The 18,282-nt window shown below is 59.9% G+C and carries 10 protein-coding genes; all 10 read right to left on the reverse strand.

The genetic code is table 11. From position 1 onward, the window contains the following. Positions 1–88: 88 nt before the first annotated feature. Complete coding sequence (locus ACZ41T_RS07790; protein WP_464923894.1) at positions 89–979, reverse strand: sulfotransferase; 891 nt, start codon at positions 977–979, stop codon at positions 89–91. A gap of 85 nt (positions 980–1,064) precedes the next feature. After that, positions 1,065–3,083: an HAD family hydrolase gene (locus ACZ41T_RS07795; protein ID WP_464923895.1), complete on the reverse strand. Its 2,019-nt coding sequence runs from the start codon at positions 3,081–3,083 to the stop codon at positions 1,065–1,067. Between the two features lie 94 nt (positions 3,084–3,177). Next, on the reverse strand, positions 3,178–4,332 hold the full coding sequence (locus ACZ41T_RS07800; RefSeq protein ID WP_464923896.1) for a glycosyltransferase family 2 protein: 1,155 nt from the start codon (positions 4,330–4,332) through the stop codon (positions 3,178–3,180). Continuing rightward, entirely contained in the window at positions 4,329–5,546 is a 1,218-nt protein-coding gene (locus ACZ41T_RS07805; protein WP_464923897.1) for a hypothetical protein, read from the reverse strand. The genes ACZ41T_RS07800 and ACZ41T_RS07805 overlap by 4 nt, the downstream gene beginning before the upstream one ends. A gap of 1,744 nt (positions 5,547–7,290) precedes the next feature. Beyond that, positions 7,291–11,688: a glycosyltransferase gene (locus ACZ41T_RS07810; protein WP_464923898.1), complete on the reverse strand. Its 4,398-nt coding sequence runs from the start codon at positions 11,686–11,688 to the stop codon at positions 7,291–7,293. After that, entirely contained in the window at positions 11,672–12,799 is a 1,128-nt protein-coding gene (locus ACZ41T_RS07815) for an acyltransferase family protein (protein WP_464923899.1), read from the reverse strand. The genes ACZ41T_RS07810 and ACZ41T_RS07815 overlap by 17 nt, the downstream gene beginning before the upstream one ends. A gap of 254 nt (positions 12,800–13,053) precedes the next feature. Next, positions 13,054–14,280 (reverse strand): GT99 family glycosyltransferase N-terminal domain-containing protein, encoded by a 1,227-nt coding sequence (locus ACZ41T_RS07820; RefSeq protein WP_464923900.1) that lies wholly within the window; start codon positions 14,278–14,280, stop codon positions 13,054–13,056. Then, a complete protein-coding gene (locus tag ACZ41T_RS07825; protein WP_464923901.1) occupies positions 14,277–15,659 on the reverse strand; it encodes an ABC transporter ATP-binding protein in 1,383 nt (460 codons plus the stop codon). Before ACZ41T_RS07825 ends, ACZ41T_RS07820 begins: the two co-directional genes overlap by 4 nt. Positions 15,660–15,663: 4 nt before the next feature. Then, entirely contained in the window at positions 15,664–16,788 is a 1,125-nt protein-coding gene (locus ACZ41T_RS07830) for an acyltransferase family protein (RefSeq protein ID WP_464923902.1), read from the reverse strand. 466 nt (positions 16,789–17,254) lie between these two features. Further along, positions 17,255–18,154, reverse strand: coding sequence for a peptidylprolyl isomerase (locus ACZ41T_RS07835; protein WP_464923903.1), 900 nt, complete (start codon positions 18,152–18,154; stop codon positions 17,255–17,257). Positions 18,155–18,282 lie beyond the last annotated feature (128 nt).

The raw sequence follows: 18,282 nt of genomic DNA on the forward strand, positions 1-18,282 counted from the left end.
TATTTGGGGTTTGAGTTTTTTGTATGGACGATGAGGTCGGAATAGCTCCGAATAGTCGATCGAAGCAGCAGCGATGTCCTGGGTATGGTCATGGCCGCGCAGAACATTCAGCCCGCTCAACCAGAAAGTCAACGTCATACCCCAGCACAGCGCACAATTGACGCAAACGCCCCCCGATCTTGCCCGCTTGCATCATTTCAATCTCACGCTGGTCCAGAGCACCGATCCATTTTTCATCCGACCAACCTCCAAAAACCCGCTCAGCATACCCCTGCGCTACAGACGCATCCTCGGGCCGCTCAAACTCCGCACGGCGCTCGAATTCCGGATACCACATGTACGCACCCGCATTGCCATTCAGCGCATGCATGGGATTTTTCCAAAAGCGTAGCATCGCCGGATCCCAAGGCAGTCCGACATGTTCCATCAAACCGGCGAGAACACGTTCTGGATCTACCGCAAAGTCCTCATAACGGATGAGATAATGACCAGCCCGATGCACCTTGACCCATTCCAGGGCGCTCGCATAGCAGTGCACCCACTCAGCCGCCGATGTGCCTGGTGCCGCCGCCACGCGGCGGCGATTGCTGACGTGATAGGCAAAAGGGTTCCGCGAAATAATCACCACTACGGTCTTGGCCAGGGTTGAGGCCTCCCAGGACACATCCAGCCATTCAGGGAATTTGGAACTGTCCACTACCACGGGTCGACCTACAGCCCGGCGAAAAAGAGCGCGCGCGCGCCTCGGCCCTGCCAGCCGCATGCTCTCGATGAAATCAGGTGTCCAGACCTTGCATGGCTGCCTCCTGGCTGCGCACAGAGGACAGAATGGATTCTGCACGCCCAATTCGAATTGTGGGAAGCAGGCCGACAGTTCTCCTGCATTGGCAATCAGGCGATGCCCATTCAAGGCATTAGCCAGCAAAGTCGATCCCGAGTAGGGCGAGCCAATGATCAGCAAATCCAACAATCCGGTCATACCCAACCCCCATCCCGCAGGCAGGCAAGGGGCATGATCCAGAATTGCGCGGAAGGCTGCACGCGTCCGATGTGTGCTTTCTCCATCAGCGCCTTCTCTGGTTCGCCAGACAAACCAGGCGGAACAGCCAGGCCGGCAGCGTCGAGGAAAAGTGGACAAAAGCGGCATATTTCCAGGGCAGATGCCTGAGCTTGCGGTATAGCCTGCGGGGTCTCAGCCAGTCGAAATAGCCGACTGGCGTGGCAGCCATGTCCAGAGTGTGGTCATGGCCGAAGTCTTCGGTATGGACGAGGCGGCTGATTTCTGCAACCTCCTCGCGCGTCGGGTAAACCACGGCGCGCTCCAGCAAGGCGAGGACATAAGGTTTGATGTCGTCGAGGGTATAACCGGTCAGCCTCCAGGCGGCATGAAAGTGCGTCAAGTGGTCGAGCACGCCGGCCTGAAAACGCGCGATGAGGGAATTGCAGGCAATTTCGCCCTGGCGGTCCGATGCCGCGTCGTCTTTCAGCACGGGGACGACACGCCCGCCCGCATCGATATACCCCAGCGTGGTGCCTTCGCCGGAACGGGCGCCCTGTTCGAAAATTTCCTCGAAATCCATGGGCGCGTGTTCATAAGGATCACCGCGGCGCACATCCTGGATAAAGCCTTCGATACTGTTACCCATGCCGAAATCACCGTGCATGGCGGCGACGAAAGAGAAATACCAGCCATGCACATCGGGGTAATCCGGGCGGCTTCCAAAGCTGTCGCGCAGAAATTTCTGGATGGTGCCGTTCCAGCCGATATCCACCAGCGCGACACGCTCGCAGGCGAAAAAACCATGCTGTTCGAAGTAACGCCGCAGCCGGTCACGTGCGGCCTCGCCGATGGGACGGATACGCGACTGCACGCGTTCGTCGGCGAGGAAAGCGAGCAGACGGGTATCGCGCCAGTCATGCATGGGCTCGGTTAGATCGGTAAAACCGTGTTCGCACGCCAGCTCGGCAAAATCTTCCGCGGGCAGACCGAAGGTTTTCAGCACCGAGAACAGCCCTTGCTGCTTGGGGTTGTAGAACGCCACCACGGCTTGTTCCGGGCTGAGGCCTTCTGCCACCGAGGCCGTCGCGACGACACGACGCGAGGCGTAAACATAAACCGGCTCCGGCCAATTCTCGACGTCAGGCTGCAACACGCGCCAGCGCGCATACATCTTTTCAAACAGGTAGCCGTCGCGCGCGAGGAAAAACAGTTTGTCCGGCTTGACTGCCCCGATCTTTTCCACCAGGCCGAGCAAAAAGGCGCTGAAAGCGGGGCCCAGGACATGGGCACCGTAGTGATGGAAGAAGTCCTCACAGGCGCTCTGGCAGGCGGCGTCGTGTCGCATGCGGAAGTCGACAATCTCGAAGAATCGCCGGCCGCGCCAGACTCCGCCGAGCGCCGCCATCTCGGCAGACAGGGTTTGCCGACGGCGACGCAGGCGCTCCGCCCGTTCGTCGAGATAGATGCCGCGTATGCCGAGTTGCATGGGGGCGCGCATGTCGGGAACCAGGTTGTCGCCGACATGAACGACTTGAGCGGGCGTCAGCCCTTCCAGCGTTTGTCCTTCCAGCTCCAGCATCCTGGCATGCAAACGACCGGAATATTTGCCCAACCCAAACTCGGACGAGACATACAGGCGGTCCAGCAACCCGTCCAATCCGCAATCCGCCAGCAAGGCGGCAAGGTAGTCGTGGCTCAGATACATGTCGGAGACGGCAATCACACGCACACCGCGCGCCTGCAGCCATTCCAGCAAAGCCAGCGCACCCGGCTTGGCGGTGAGCGCCAGAGATTCCAGTTCGCGCTCGGTGCGATGGACAAAGCCGACCAGCGCAGGGTCGGGATGGCCGGCCAGGCGCGTAACCCAGCCTTCTACCAGCGGATCGAAATGGCATTCGTGATCCAGGCCATCGCTCAGGGCGGCGCGGCGCAATTCCCACTCAACGGCACGGCGCGCTTCGAACGCGGCATCCGGCGTAATGCCGCCGATTTTCTCCGCCAGCAGTGCGGCAACCCGGCGCTGGATATCGTCTGGCGGCTCGATGCAGCGGGCAAGCAGGGTGTCGAAGACATCGAAGGACACGCAACGAATAGCGCCCAGGCGGGTTTCCAGCCAAGCTTGCAAGGCCGCGAAATCCTTGACTCGCATCGGTTTTTTCATTTCGGCTGGCGCGTGCTCATTGCCAGCGCGCAAGCCAGCCACGCAACCAGCGTACCGGTGCGGTCAGCTTTCTACCCAGGCGATAACTCGTGCTGGCCTCCAGCAAGGCGTTCTCTTCCCGGCAAAGCGCCAGAGCCGCCTGATCCGCCGCAATGCGGGCATCGCGCTCCAATACCCAGCGGTCGCGATCCGCGATCCATTCCACCTGTCGGGCGATGAGCTGCTCACGCTCGGCAATCCAGCCATCGCGCTCCGCGATCCAGCGGTCGCGATCCGCGATCCATTCCACCTGCCTGGCGATGAGCGGAAACAGTTCTGCCTCCTTCGCCGCCAGCGCCTCATGCCGTAGCGTCGCCCAGATTTCGCCCTGGTATTGCTCGATGCGCGCCCACTGCGCGGTCAGATGTTCCAGTCGCATACGTTCCAGCGCATTCGCGCCCAGCAATTGCGGGACAAGGGCGCGCAACATGGCCGCACATTCCAGATTGGCGGCCAGCGGCCGTTCGCTGATGGTATTGCTTTCATGCAGACGGTAATGCAGAAGCGGCGCGTCGAGCCAGGCCAAACGCCTATCCTCGATCAGGCCGCGCAACAGCCATTCATAGTCGAGCACATAGCGGAGATCCCGGAAATCGCCCACCGCCTCCAGCCAGGAACGACGAAAGACGCAATTGGAAGTCGTCATGAAGAGATTGCCATGCAGCATGGTGGCATGCCAGTCGCCGGTCTCTGTCCAGACCCGCTTGAGATCGGAAAAAGCCCGAACCCACCAATGCTCGACCACCGGCTCGCCAGCGGCGTCGATCAGGACGATGTCGCTGCCCACCAGATCGGCACCCGTGTCGTGCAAGGTTTCCAGACAGGCTGCGATACGGGCAGGCGCGAAAACATCATCCGAATTGATGATCGCGACAAACTCCCCACGTGCCATACCAAGGGCTTCATTGAGCGTGGCATGCGCGCCCTGATTGGAATCATGCCGATAGAGGCGCAAACGCTCATCCTCGAACGACTGCAATACCTCCCACGTGCCATCTTGCGAAGCATCGTCAATAACGATCAGTTCCCACTCCGGATAAGTCTGGCTCAGCACGCTTTCAACCGCAGCCGCCACGTAACGCTCATGGTTGTAGGCGGGCATCAGCACGCTAACGAGGGACCGGGACATCATGCCGCTTCTGCCGCTCTGCCACGCCGCAGAGTGGTCTTAACGAGATACCGCACCAGCAGAATGTTGCCGCCCAACAAGAGCAGACATCCCGTCAGGATGGACAGCGCCAGCATTTTCACCGATATCCTCACCTCCCTATCGGTCAGGCTTTCCGCGCTGATTTGGGCGCCATTCAAGTACACATCGCCATTCAGGTAGATCCCGCCCTGGTTGTCGATCGCCATCAACTCGCGCATGTTGTCGTTCGACACCACCCTATAACCGCCATTGCCCAGCCGCATGGACAGCCACTGGCGCGGATCGGCGAAGCCGGGCGAGCGCAGGCCGCCGTACACCTCTCCGGAACGACCACTGTTAAGCAGTATTCCGCTACCCGGTCCCTCAGTGCGGTAATCCATAGCGCCGCCGGAAAACAACGGCCTGCGCATATCGAGCCCGATGTGAGCCTTCTCGAAATCCATCACGATGAAACGGCCGTAACTGGGCTGGATGCTGTTCTGTGCATATAAAATGGACTCGAACTGTCCGCGCCTGAACTGTGGCTCGCGGTCGAAATTCTCCGCAATGACGGAGATGGCCTGGCCGTTTGGATTGCCAAAACCCACGATCTGCACCCCATGCTTGGCCTTGTTCGGATACACCCCTGGTTTGCCGGCGTTGAGCACATCGACTTCCAGCCCAGTCAACTGTGCATCAAAATCCAGGCCGCAGCCGCGATCCAGGTTCTTGGGCAGATATTTTCCGATCAGATCGCCTTGGTCGCATGTCGATCGCGCGGAAAAGAACCCGCCCCAGACATTCGCACCGTCGACTGCAGCAACGCTGTCGCCCCAGACTGGGATACCGTTCGCCCCGGCGGTCGCATTGATCACCTCGCTGAGAAGGCTTTGATGATGATTATGCGACTCGTGATAGTTTTCCGGGGTCTGCTTGTCAATATCGAAACGTTGCGTCGGCTGGCCGTTCCACAAATACCAGCGATCCGAAGGCAGCAGCACGTCCGATAGGATCAGATTGCCCCGCAATGGCGTCTTCATATTCTGATATTGGTACGACAACCCGTCGCTGCGCGGCGACTTGCCACGAAAGACAGTCGTCTCCCCATTGGCCGTACGAACCTCGCGCCCCGCAAAGGGATCGGCCCCGTCCTTGCCCATAGACCAGGCACATGAAATCGAAAACGACATACCGACGGCGGCAAGGATTTTTCTCATATCGTTTTTCTCTAGGCTATATCACTGTTGGTTGTTGAAGTCATGCCTTGCCCCCTACCCTGCGGTATCCCGCAGGCGGCCCCGTGGGAGCGGCTTCAGCCGCGATGCGCCGCAAGGCACAGAGAGCAAATGCTCGCCAGGGTCTTGCCGCACCATCGTTGCGGGCTACCGCCCGCATCGCGGCTAAAGCCGCTCCCACGAAACTGACCAATGCCAACAAATAACGGTAAAAAAGCTTACAGGTTTCAAGTTTCAAGTTCGCTATGTCACTGTTGGTTGTTGAAGTCATGCCTTGCCCCCTCCGATGAAGCTCCAACCCTGCGGCATCTCGCAGGCGACCCCGTGGGAGCGGCTTTAGCCGCGATGCGCCGCCAGGCGCAAAGAGTAAATACTCGACCGGATCTTGCCGCACCACCTTTGCGGGCTACCGCCCGCATCGCGGCTAAAGCCGCTCCCACGAAACTGGCCAATGCCAACAAACAACGGTAAAAAAGCTTACAGGTTTCAAGTTTCAAGTTCGCTATGTCACTGTTGGCTGTTGATTTATGCCTTGCCCCTCCGATGAAGCTCCAACCCTGCGGCATCTCGCAGGCGGCCCCGTGGGAGCGGCTTCAGCCGCGATGCGCCGCAAGGCACAGAGAGCAAATGCTCGCCAGGATCTTGCCACACCACCTTTGCGGGCTACCGCCCGCATCGCGGCTAAAGCCGCTCCCACGAAACTGGCCAATGCCAACAAATAACGGTAAAAAAGCTTACAGGTTTCAAGTTGCAAGTTCGCTATGTCACTGTTGGTTGTTGAAGTCATGCCTTGCCCCCTCCGATGAAGCCCCTACCCTGCGGTATCCCGCAGGCGGCCCCGTGGGAGCGGCTTCAGCCGCGATGCGCCGCAAGGCACAGAGAGCAAATGCTCGCCAGGATCTTGCCGCACCACCTTTGCGGGCTACCGCCCGCATCGCGGCTAAAGCCGCTCCCACGAAACTGGCCAATGCCAACAAACAACGGTAAAAAAGCTTACAGGTTTCAAGTTGCAAGTTCGCTATGTCACTGTTGGCTGTTGATTTACGTCTTGCCCCCTCCGATGAAGCCCCTACCCTGCGGCATCTCGCAGGCGGCCCCGTGGGAGCGGCTTTAGCCGCGATGCGCCGCCAGGCGCAAAGAGTAAATACTCGACCGGATCTTGCCGCACCACCTTTGCGGGCTACCGCCCGCATCGCGGCTAAAGCCGCTCCCACGAAACTGGCCAATGCCAACAAATAACGGTAAAAAAGCTTACAGGTTTCAAGTTGCAAGTTCGCTATGTCACTGTTGGCTGTTGATTTATGCCTTGCCCCTCCGATGAAGCTCCAACCCTGCGGCATCTCGCAGGCGGCCCCGTGGGAGCGGCTTTAGCCGCGATGCGCCGCCAGGCGCAAAGAGTAAATACTCGACCGGATCTAGCCACACCACCTTTGCGGGCTACCGCCCGCATCGCGGCTAAAGCCGCTCCCACGGGGCTGGCCAACACCGACAAAAACGATGAAAGAGCCTTCTCTAAAGGGGGGGCGGTGGCGGCGCAGTGCTGGATGATACGGTATTCCAATTCGCAATAGAAACGGCAGCAACCAATAGATATCGATAGCGGTCGCTATCCACACCAACAATAACGGTGCGTATAACACACCCTGCGAATACAGCCGCTTCCAACGAGAAATGGAATAAGCGGCATGCCGGCGACACAAACGGGCGGCCGCCGGCAATGCCGAAATCAAGTAGCCGCGCTTTTGTCGTGGGAACGTCGATGGATATCCAGCCTGAACTCCAGGGGTTGCCCCACCTGCCAGTTCGGGCTGGCTTGGGAGAGGTTGGGATTGAAATAAGGATCACCGTGCGCAAAGATGCCCGGCCATTTGGAGACGAAACGAAGGCTGTCCTCAGGATGCGGGTCCTCGGCATAACGCCCGCGTGTATATGACTCGTGGTGCAGCAAGGCCGCGTGCGCGCAAAACAGGACGCGATAGCCCTTCTCGCCCACACGCAAACACAAATCGACATCGCCATAGCCCACGACGATGGTTTCGTCGAACCCCCCTATCGCCTCAAATACCGAGCGACGGATCAGCAGACACGCGCCCGTCACTGCCGACACCTCGTGGTTGGTGATGAGCGAGCCGATATAGCCCAAATCGAGCGGATCGTCACTGGTCAGCCGGAAGCGCCCGAGGTTTTCCGCCACGCCACAGCACGCGACGACCACGCCCGCATGCTGGATGGTCTTGCCGTCGGGGTAATACAGTTTGGCGCCGACGATGCCGACATCGGGTTTCTGGCCCAGCTCCAGCATGCGTTCCAGCCAACCCGGCGCGATGGCCTCGATATCGTTGTTGCAGAAAAGGTAGTGGGTATGGCTGCCATCCAGCTGCGCCACCGCCCAGTTGTTGAGCGCCGCGAAATTGAAGGGCCCGCTGTAGCGCAGCAATGTCACCCGCGAGCCGAGGCTATCGAAGTAGGCGCGCGAGGCCGGATCATCGGACTCATGGTCGATCAACACGATCTCATAGACGGCATCGCCGGCCGTGCGCTCGATGCTTTCGATGCAGGCCCGCACCAGGTCGCCATGGTTCTTCGTCGGGATGACGATGGCCACCTTCAAGCCCGGCGCCAGCGGATAGCGGACATCGAAATAGTTGAAGCTCGGCCCGTCATGCACCTCGCCGGCTTCGCCGCAGCGTTGCAGATGCCGCTGCAAGATCGCGCGCGAAGTCTGCATGACCTGCCCGATCATCCGGTGACCGGCCGAATTGCCGTGAATGCGCCAGCGATAGAGCATTTCCGGGATGTGCACGATTGTCTTCGCCTGCTCGCTGGCACGCAGGATCAGATCGTAGTCCTGGGAAATGCGCAGATTCTCGTCGAACCCCCCGATCTGTCTCAGCAAGCCGGGTTTGAAACCGACCAGGTGGACGATGTAGGGATGCGAACGCAGGTACTCGGGCGAAAAGGCGGGCCGGAAGATGAAATGCTGAACCGTCTCGCCATCCTCGCCGACCAGCACCTCGTCCGAATAGAGCATGTCCGGATCGTCCGTCAGCACGGTCTCGGCCACCCGGAACAACGCCTGCTCTTCCAGCATGTCGTCGTGGTTCAACAGCACGACGTAGTCACCCGTCGCCATGTTCAGCGCGCAATTCATGGCATGAGATAACCCGTAATTCGCCGTCCCGACTGACAACTTGACGCGCGCATCACAAACCTTGTATTCCTCCAGCACGGCGCGCACGTGAGGTGAATCGGAGCCATCATCGGCGATGCACAGTTCCCAGTGCGGATACCACTGACGCAGGATCGAGTTGATCATTTCCCTTAGCATGGGCTCCGGGGTGTTGTAGGTAGGCACCAGCACGGAAATCAAGGGTGGCGCGGACATCGCATCGATGCGCGCGCGGATCGCATCCTGCCTGTCTTGGGTAAAAGACTCGCGGTAACGTCGGAAGATCTCTTGACGCCAATCGGTCGGCACCGACACCTCCGCGTGGGTGTGCGAATCCGGTCTGGAAACGGTATCCGTGCCTGACCCCGGGGCGGAAACCGATTGTTGCACCAACTCCTGAACCAACGCCTGTTTTACCCCCCCAGCTCCCTCCTGCCGCCAAGCGCGATACACGCGCACCGCGACGGACGGCCAAGCGGCCGGCCGATACAGCAGGGGCATCAACAGCCTGACCCTGCGCAGCGTATTTCCCGTCCAGCGCACAGGCCCGGAAACCGTCCAACTCGTCGACGCATACATTGCCGCCAATTGGGCGACTTGCGCCGCGATGACATCGGACTTCACGCGCACCTCCTGCTCCAGCCGCCGGATCGTCTGCTCGCTTTCGAGCAGCGCCTCCTGCAAACCGGCGCTTCGGCGATTCAGTCCGTGCATGCGTTCCGCCTTCAAGTCCAGGCTCAGGCGCAGGCTGTTGATCTCCTTCCACTGGCGGGAAAGCGCCAAAGCTTGAGTCATTGCCAGTTCCGTCAACGAATCCTTCCGGATTTGCGGCCTCGCCTGCGAAAGGCCACCCGCGTTCGCTACACAGGGTAAAAGGAGGCGGTACTCGGCCACCATGTCCGCCGCCGTCCGCGCCGGCAATTTCCGCAAGTTGGCCCGGATGTGCCTTAGCCTGCCCCTGTCCGCATGGATTTCACGCAGGCAATCCAGCATGGCCTCTGCATTGGGCTCGAACAGGAAACCGGTTTCGCCGGGCGAGATACGCCTGGCGAATGCGCCCAGTCGTGTGGCCACAGGAGGAATGCCCAACTGGAAAAACTCGCTCAGGGTATAGCTGAATGTTTCCGGGACGATGCTTGGAAGCAGACCTACATCAGGCTGAATTGCAGCCAGGATGGCGGGGAGTTCCTCCATGGCATATTGGTCGACAACATGAACGCCCGGCATATCCCGGAAAATCTCGCCGTATTCCTTCGCACCAACCAAGTGGATCTCGGCGAATTCCAGCAGTCGCTGCAATCCCTCGGACACGAGCTGAACGCCCTTGTGGGTAGGCAGCACGCCCAACACCACCACCCGCAGCCGGCCCCCCGGTTCATCCGCTGCGTGGTCAATCGGCGTAAGAATACCAAGACCACCATGCGGAATGGTGACGAATGAAGCCGTTTGTAAGCGCGGAAAAACCTGGAGCAAATTCAGCCGTACGCTGTCGTCGGGCACAACCATGACGATGGTATTGCGTGCCGCCAGTTCCAGGAACCGTGCCCGCACGCGCAAACGTTCAGGGACGGAGAAGTTTTGGAACGGATGGAAATTTGGATTGTTTGTAGCGCATTCGCTCAGCCGTGCATCGTCGCAATATCGGCAAACATCGCCAAAATGGAGATTGATCGTCGGGCAGGCCGGGAAATAATCATGGTTGATGACCAGCGTGGGCAATCCTGTATCCAGCGCATCCAGCGCATGGCCTATCAAGGAGGAAACCAGCACCGCGCCGACGTCGAAGTCCCACACGATCTCTTCAATCACCCTTCGATATTCCAGGTGCGCCTCCGCCGTCACCTGGATCGGCACTGCGAAACGCCAGAAAGCCAACGGCGCCATGTCCTTGCCGCCCGCATGCAGCACCAGCCCCTCACCCCTTGCATGGCTGCTGGAATACGGTGCCAGTATCAGATTGGCACCGGCCTGGTCGGTCTGGCAGAAATCCTCAACCCAGCGAGCAATGCCGCCTCCAAGGTCATGCACCACATGTAGCCGCGTCGTATGGGTGGTGGCGCTGCCGGCGTCTTCTGGCGTCAGGCCGAGGCCCATGCGTTTCCTGGCCAGGGCGATATCGACTGTCCGCCGATACTTCGCCGGCGCATCCGCGGCGGCGAAGTGCCTGATCAGCGCATCGTAGTCCGGATGCAAACCGCGCAACACCTCGGCGGCACTCGCCATCAGGCACTCGCGTTCGGCCTGGAAACTGACGCCGCCGGCATGAAACACGAACGTGTCGGCGCATAGCACATTGCGCCAACCGGCCTTGGCCGCGCGCCGGCTGAAATCGTTCTCTTCGCCGTAACCGCGTTCGAAATGCCCGGCATCGAACAGCCCGACCTGGTTCAGGCAGGCCCGCCTGATATACACGCAAAAACCAATCGCGGTCGGAATCTCCACGTGCTCGCCCGAATTGACCCGCGCGAACAGCTGGTCCAGTTCGGCCAGACCGATCCCCGCCGGCATTGCGTTGTCCGCGCAAAAAAACGGATAGCTGCAAATCGTCGCGTTATTGGAAAACGGCGTCGCCGTGCCAATGTCCGCCTGGCTGTACGCACAGCGCCGCAGCCGGTCCAGCCAGTCATTGGCCACCTCGGTGTCGCTGTTCAGCAACACCACGTCGCGATCGGGGTGCAGGGACATGCCCCGGTTCACCGAGCCGACAAAGCCGAGATTCCGCGCATTGGTCAACACCGTCACGCCCGGCCGATTCCCCAGCGAGGCGCAGTACGATGCCAACTCGGGTTCCGGGCTGGCATCGTCGATCAACACCAGCTCGAAGGGGGTCGCGCACTGCGCCTTCAGGACCGATTCGATGCAACGTCGGGTTTCCTCGACTCCCCTGTATACGGGGACGATCACGTCCACCACCCGAGCCGGGTCCGGGAGGGCATGGTCATCGCGGCCGGACATAGTTCCTCCCCCGGCGGAAACGCATTCCCGGCACTTCGACCAGAACATAGGAAAGCGTTGAGACCACGAATATCAGTGGCGCACTGACCAGCAGCAAGGTCAGGAAACGCATGCTTTCTAGCGCCTGGAACCATTCCGTCGCGACAATCCAGTTGAGCACCGGAAAATGCCAGATGTAGTAGCTGTAGCTGACCAGGCCGGCATACACCATGAAACGGTTGGTGAACAGTCGATTGATCATGCGCCCGCCCCCCACGCCGGCGAGAATGATCGCGGCGACGCCCAATACCAGCGCCGGCGTCCACAGATAGAAAATTGGATTGTCCGCCCAGTATTCGTGGCGTTTTCCAGGCAACCAGTAGGTCGCGACGAGTACCAGGGCCAGGCCGGGCAGACCGAGCCGGCCCAGATTCTGACGCGGCAGCACCCAGCCAGGCAAGCGCAACCGGTTCACATACAGATACGCCGCCAGCATGCCCAGACCGAAGGCGTCCATGGAACCCGGCAACTGATAGGTGGCCACGACGCGCTGCGGAATCGAGGCATCGGGCATGCGGGTAACCACGCCATGCCGCCAGAGATACATGGCCGCCAGGCTGCCCACGAGCAACAGCCACCAACGTCCCGGCCGCAGCAACAACGCCAGCAGCGGCAGAACCAGGTAGAAAGAGAATTCAATCGGCAACGTCCACCAGACGCCATTGACGGGCACGGTACCGAGTGGTGGCGGGGTGAACAACATGAGTAAATGCCGGAACAGGCTGCCCCAATCATTGATTCCGGTCTGCCCGGGCACCCAGACGGCGATCAACAGCAGGATCGCCAGCTGCGCGTAGTACGCCGGGAATACCCGCATCACCCGGCGCAGAAAATAACGGTCAAGCGCGGGACGCTGACGCAGACCGGACTGCCACTCCGCGAACGGGATCGCCAGCAAGAACCCCGAGAGCACGAAAAAGATCGTCACCCCGGCAAAACCGATGCTGACCAATGGGGTGAAGTCCACGGGCACGCCAGCCAGTACCAGGGTGAAATCGGGGTGTCCAGACAGGCTCCAGACATGGTACAGAAACACCCACAATGCAGCCCATCCACGAATGCCGGTCAGCACATCCAGATGGCTTTTGTCCGGCTGGAATGGCTCGACGAACCTGAAATGAAGCCAGTGCGCGAGGGGTTTCATCCCAGATTGTCCATTAGGCACACGATGATGGTGCGACCGGGAGCGGGAAGGTTCGTAGGGTGCGCTGTGCGCACCATGGCGCATGGATCGGTGCGCACGGCGCACCCTACGAGCCACAAATCGGCTAATGGACAATCTGGGTTCATCGCACCCTCGCCCACCAGGGGCCCGACGCACGGCAATCAGATGGGCGCATCGGACAACCCTGCCAGTTCGAGCAAACGCGAGAGTGAGCCGGAAGCCTGTCGCAAGATCCCAACGTCGACGCCATAAGCCGCCAGATGCCGGAGGACGATTTCGAACTCCGAAGGCTGCCCGAGACGGAAACGCAAGTAAGCTGAATCGTGGATCAGGTCCATCGGAACGAGATAGGCGAACAGGTAGAACGCCAGGCGCGCCACCCGCTCCGGCTCGCCGCCCGCCTCCGCAATGAAGCGGTGCGCGCAGTCGCCCAGCACCTCGACCGGCTTTCCCATCAGCATCGCTTCCAGCCCGACGCTGGAATTGATGGTCAGAATCTTTTCACAGCGGCGGATGAATGCCACGCTGTCCGGTGAGTCATCCACTTGATACCAGTCCGGCCTGAGCGCGAACAGGCTGCCCGGATGGCCACGCACCAGCACACCGCCATCGGGGCGGCGCAAATGGGCGTAAGCCAGCAGGGACTGATTATCGAAGCCATGACCGAAGGCCAGCAAATTGGAATCGTCCTCAACCTGGAGCGCCACGCCAAGATCGAATCGCGCCGCTGGCGTCTCGCCGTTCCCGGCCTGATAAAACCCGGCCTGATAAAAAAAGCGGCGCAGCGCCTCGATGTCAAACCCGGCCCCGTGCCGAAAACCGCTTTCCAGATAACGCCGCTCGACCTCGGTATTGCCGTTTACGCCACTGAAATCGAGATAGGCTGTGGGCCGGTATTGCGGCCAGCGCAGGGGGCCCAACTCCAGATGCACCACCGGGATGCCTTTTTCCTCAGCCGCCGCGCTCAGCGATGGGCAGTTGCACCAGGTCAGGATGGCCTCGATCCCTTCTGCGGATGGCTGCGACAGGATTTCCGCGAAGGCGGCATCGAGGCAGGGCACACGCTCGCTCAACAGCCGTCTGAAAGCAGCGATGGGGTTTCCGCCGTTGTCCGCCAGCAATGCCTCAAAAACCGTCTCGGGCAAAAAACCGTAATCATGACCATCCATGATCTCGCGAGTCGGCGCCTGATAGTGGAGCCGCTGCGCGCTGCCCGGTTGCATTTCCCAGCGGTTTTGCGCCTGCCAGTATTCCGGGTCCCGGGAGTAGTCCTCGCTCGCGACGAACAGCATGCGTTCGCCGAACGACGACAGCAGACGGTAATACACCCACAGATAAGGCGCCCGGTAGCCGCGCAGCGGAAACGGCAGCAGGAATGCAGCGATCATTCCTCGGTGGCCCCCGGCTGGGAAATCCGGATCGGCGCATGCACCACCCCGACCTGATCGCGCGGTGACCAGAAGCGCAAATGGCTCACCGGGCGACGCTGATCCAGCTCTTCCCGATCCTCGCCGTTAAAACAGGCCAGACCGCAATGCACCAGATATTCCCCGGAGCTGAGGGGCAGCCGCACCCGGTATTCCACTTCATGCCTTCCGGGTTCCAGATTCAAAGACTGGTTGGCGTTGAGATTGTTATCGCCCCAGATATCGCCGCCCCGCACCCCGGAAATCGAGATGCCCAGGGCCACATTCGGGATGGTCTCCGCCGCCAGAAGACTGAACCGGAATACGACTTCCTCGTTCGGCTTGAGCAAGGGGTTTTTCTCCAGCGAGGCTCCGTCTCCCTTGTACAAGTCAATCCGTTCAATGATCGCACGGGCGCTGCCGAAACGTTTTTCTCCCAGCTCCCGATTCCATTCGCGTTCCTGGATCGCCTTGAGTTCGCTCACCGACATCCGGCGCGTATCGCGATCGGCGTCCGGAACCGGTTCCACCTGCTGGGTCTGCGCCTGGCTCATCATGCCCTTCTCGTAGGCCAGCACAGCGGCCAGCACATCGGGGGTGTCATGGATCACCCGGCCACCGTCCAGCACGATGCAGCGGTCGGCATATTCCAGAATGCTGCCAGTGGCATGCGTCACCATCAGGATGGTGACGCCCTTCTCCCGCAGTGCCTCCATGCGCTTGAAGCACTTATACTGAAAGCCGATGTCGCCCACCGAAAGCGCCTCGTCGACGATGAGGATGTCCGGATCGACGCAGGCCTGCACGGCAAATGCCAGGCGCACATACATGCCGCTGGAGTAGGTCTTGACCGGGCGGTCGATGAACGCGCCGATATCCGCAAAAGCCGCGATTTCATCGAAACGTCGTGCCACCTCTTCGTGAGGCAGGCCCAGGATCGAACCATTCATGAACACGTTTTCGCGGCCGGTGAATTCCGGGTTGAAACCCGCGCCCAGTTCCAGCAGCGCAGCGATGCGGCCGCGCGTTTCCACCGCCCCGGCGCTGGGGTTAAGCGTGCCGCTGATGATCTGCAGCAGCGTGGATTTGCCCGCACCGTTGCGGCCGATGATTCCGACCGTTTCCCCGCGCCGGATGTCGAAGCTCACTTCGTTCAGCGCCCGGAATTCCCGGTGATAGCGCCGGGGGGCCCGCCCAAACAGGCGATGCAGCCTGGGCATCACCATCTGCTTGAGGCGATCGCGCGGCGTGTCGTAAATGGGGAAGTATTTGGATACCCCCTTTATCCGGATTGCATACCCGGAAGCGCGCCCAGCCTCGATCTCGCCGCTTGGGGCATTCGTGTCCAGGGATGGATTCATTGCATCATGCATGGCCGGTCCGCACAGTAGCACGAACGCCCGACACGGTAGCGGGAAAATGCCGGTCGCGCAGGGCATTGAAGCGCTTCTCGTACGCTTCATACACCCCGTGTGAAATCGTCAGGGTCAGCACCATGAAAGCCAGCCACATCCCCAATGCCCCTAACCTGGAACCCTCACAGCAACCGAACAGATGAATCAATATCAGCATCACGGGGATGTTGACCAGATACACGGAATATGAAATCCGGGCCAAAAACCCGCTCGCCGTTGCCAGCCAGCCAGGCAAGCGGCGCTCGATTCCGATCAGCAGCAGACCCGCGCAACCGACGGGCACAAGGCTCAGATAAAGCGTCTTGGCGAAGAACGATTCGTTCAGCTCCGCATCCGTGGCCGAGACGTAATATATTACGCAGGCCACGAAAATCATCGTCATCCCGGTCGCCAGTCCGGGGTTTCTCAGCCAGCGGGGATGCCGGTCAACCATCCAGGCCAGCAGCACGCCGAACATCAGGGTATCGAAACGCAGAAAAACGACTTTCCTCAGCCCCGTGTCCCACATCTCGATCGAGTTCGCGACCAACAGGCGCGCCACCAGGGACACCACGATCACCGTCACGGCCACAACCAGGATCGAGCGGGCAGGCCGCAGACCCAGCACCCGGCCCAGCAGCAGAAACAGGAGCGGAAACAGCAGATAGAACACCTCTTCCAGCGCCAGGCTCCAGGCTTCGGAGAAGAAAAGCGGATGGGGACCGAACAGGTTCTGAATAAAAAACAGATATTTCCAGACCACTTTCAATTCAGCGGAATAAACCCCAAACAAGACCAGCAGCACATTGACCAGCAAAAACAGATAGTAATTGGGCAGCGTGCGGAACCAGCGACGGGCATAAAACCCGCTCAACCAGTGCGTACCGCCCCCCCTGGAAAGACGGATGAGGATGCCCCCGATCAGAAACCCACTCAATGCGAAGAACAGTTCCACCCCCATGAAACCGCCAAAACGCAGATATTCCGCCCACGGCATGGCCGCCCGCAGAAAAAAACGGCCATGGCTCAGCAGCACGAGCAGGATCGCCAGCGCCCGGCAAAGATCAAGCCAGTCGTTCCTGCGCGCGACCGTCATTTACGTCTCGGCACAATGGCGCCCTGCCTGCGGATCGATACGCACAGGAATGCGGTTTTCCCCATGGCCGTCATCACATCGAGACGAATTTCGACCTGCTCATCCAAATGAACAGGGCATGGATACCTTGGCAATAATGATCCATATCGTTAAACGCGATGTGATTGGCCGGAAAGGCTCAGTCTCGCATAGACGGGGCCGACACGCCACGCCACGCCGCCAGCGGATATTCGTCGTGGCGCGGCGCACAGCGACGTGGCGTACGACTCCACATGGGCTTCAGCCCATAGTGGATCGGTGTCCTTTAGGGCAATCCAGAAAGCCTGATTAATCGATACGCTGGATTGCCACGCTGCACTCGCAACGACAGAAAGTGTGAATGATTCCGTGCTTCGCGGGTAAACCCGCTCCCACAAATGCCAGTCCGCCTCGCAACGGCAGAAAGCGTGAATGATTCCGTGCTTCCCTACGGCGTTCTCAGCGCTTCCAGCGTCGCATCGTCAAGCACGATCGGCTTGTCGCCCTGGAAAGCCTTGCTCCATTCCACACGTTTTCCGCCCAGAAACTCATTGCGCAGTGCCGACACGATGGGTTCTTTTACTTCTTCGAAGGTTTGCTGCCTGGCTTCGCGCTTCTCCAGCAATTTAATGATGTGATAGCCAAATCTGGTGCGCACCAGGCCGCTCATCTCGCCCGGTTTCAAGGCATAGGCGGCGTCCTCGAATGGCGGCACCAGTTTGCCTTTTTCAGCCCATCCCGGCAATTCACCCTTGTTTCTGGAACTTCCAGGATCCTCGGAATGCGTCTTCGCCAACTCGCCGAAATCCGCTCCGTTTCGAAGCTCGGCCAACAGACTTTCTGCTTTGGCGCGTACCGCCTCATTGCTGGATTCCGGATCCTCGACATTGACCCGTAGCAAAATATGCGCGACGCGGATCGCTTCCGGGATGACATAAGACGCTTTGTTCACTTCGTAGCGCTCTTTGGCCAAGCCGTCCAGATCCGGAAGCGTCTGGGCCAGTTTTTTTGCCTCGGCATCGACGAAAGCGCGCACCACGACATTCCGGGTGGCTCTGGCGATGCCTGCTCGCACCTCGGGCAAATCGGCCGTGCCGGCGGCCAGAGCAGCTTTTTCCATCCGCCTGTCAATCAGCATATTGGAAATAAATCGGCTTAACTGCTCGCGGCTCATATTGGCACGTATATCCGGAGGCACACTCTTCAGTTCTTCACGGATTTCAGCAATGGGCGCTCCATCCAGGCCATCGGATATCTCGCCGGCATGCGAACCCGCAGCAAGGCTCAACAACGCCATGGCGCCCAGCATATTCCAGGGCTTTATCCAAACGGTTCGTGATTTCTTCATATCCTCTCCACACAACTTAAATAAAAAAATGTTTGCGTCCAGCGGGCTCGTCTGCAAAAGCCACGCTCCGTATTGTTTTGGCGCGGCGAAGCATTCGACTCCTTGTCCCTGGTTTGCCGCGCAATCCC

The organism is Thiobacillus thiophilus (assembly GCF_055378705.1).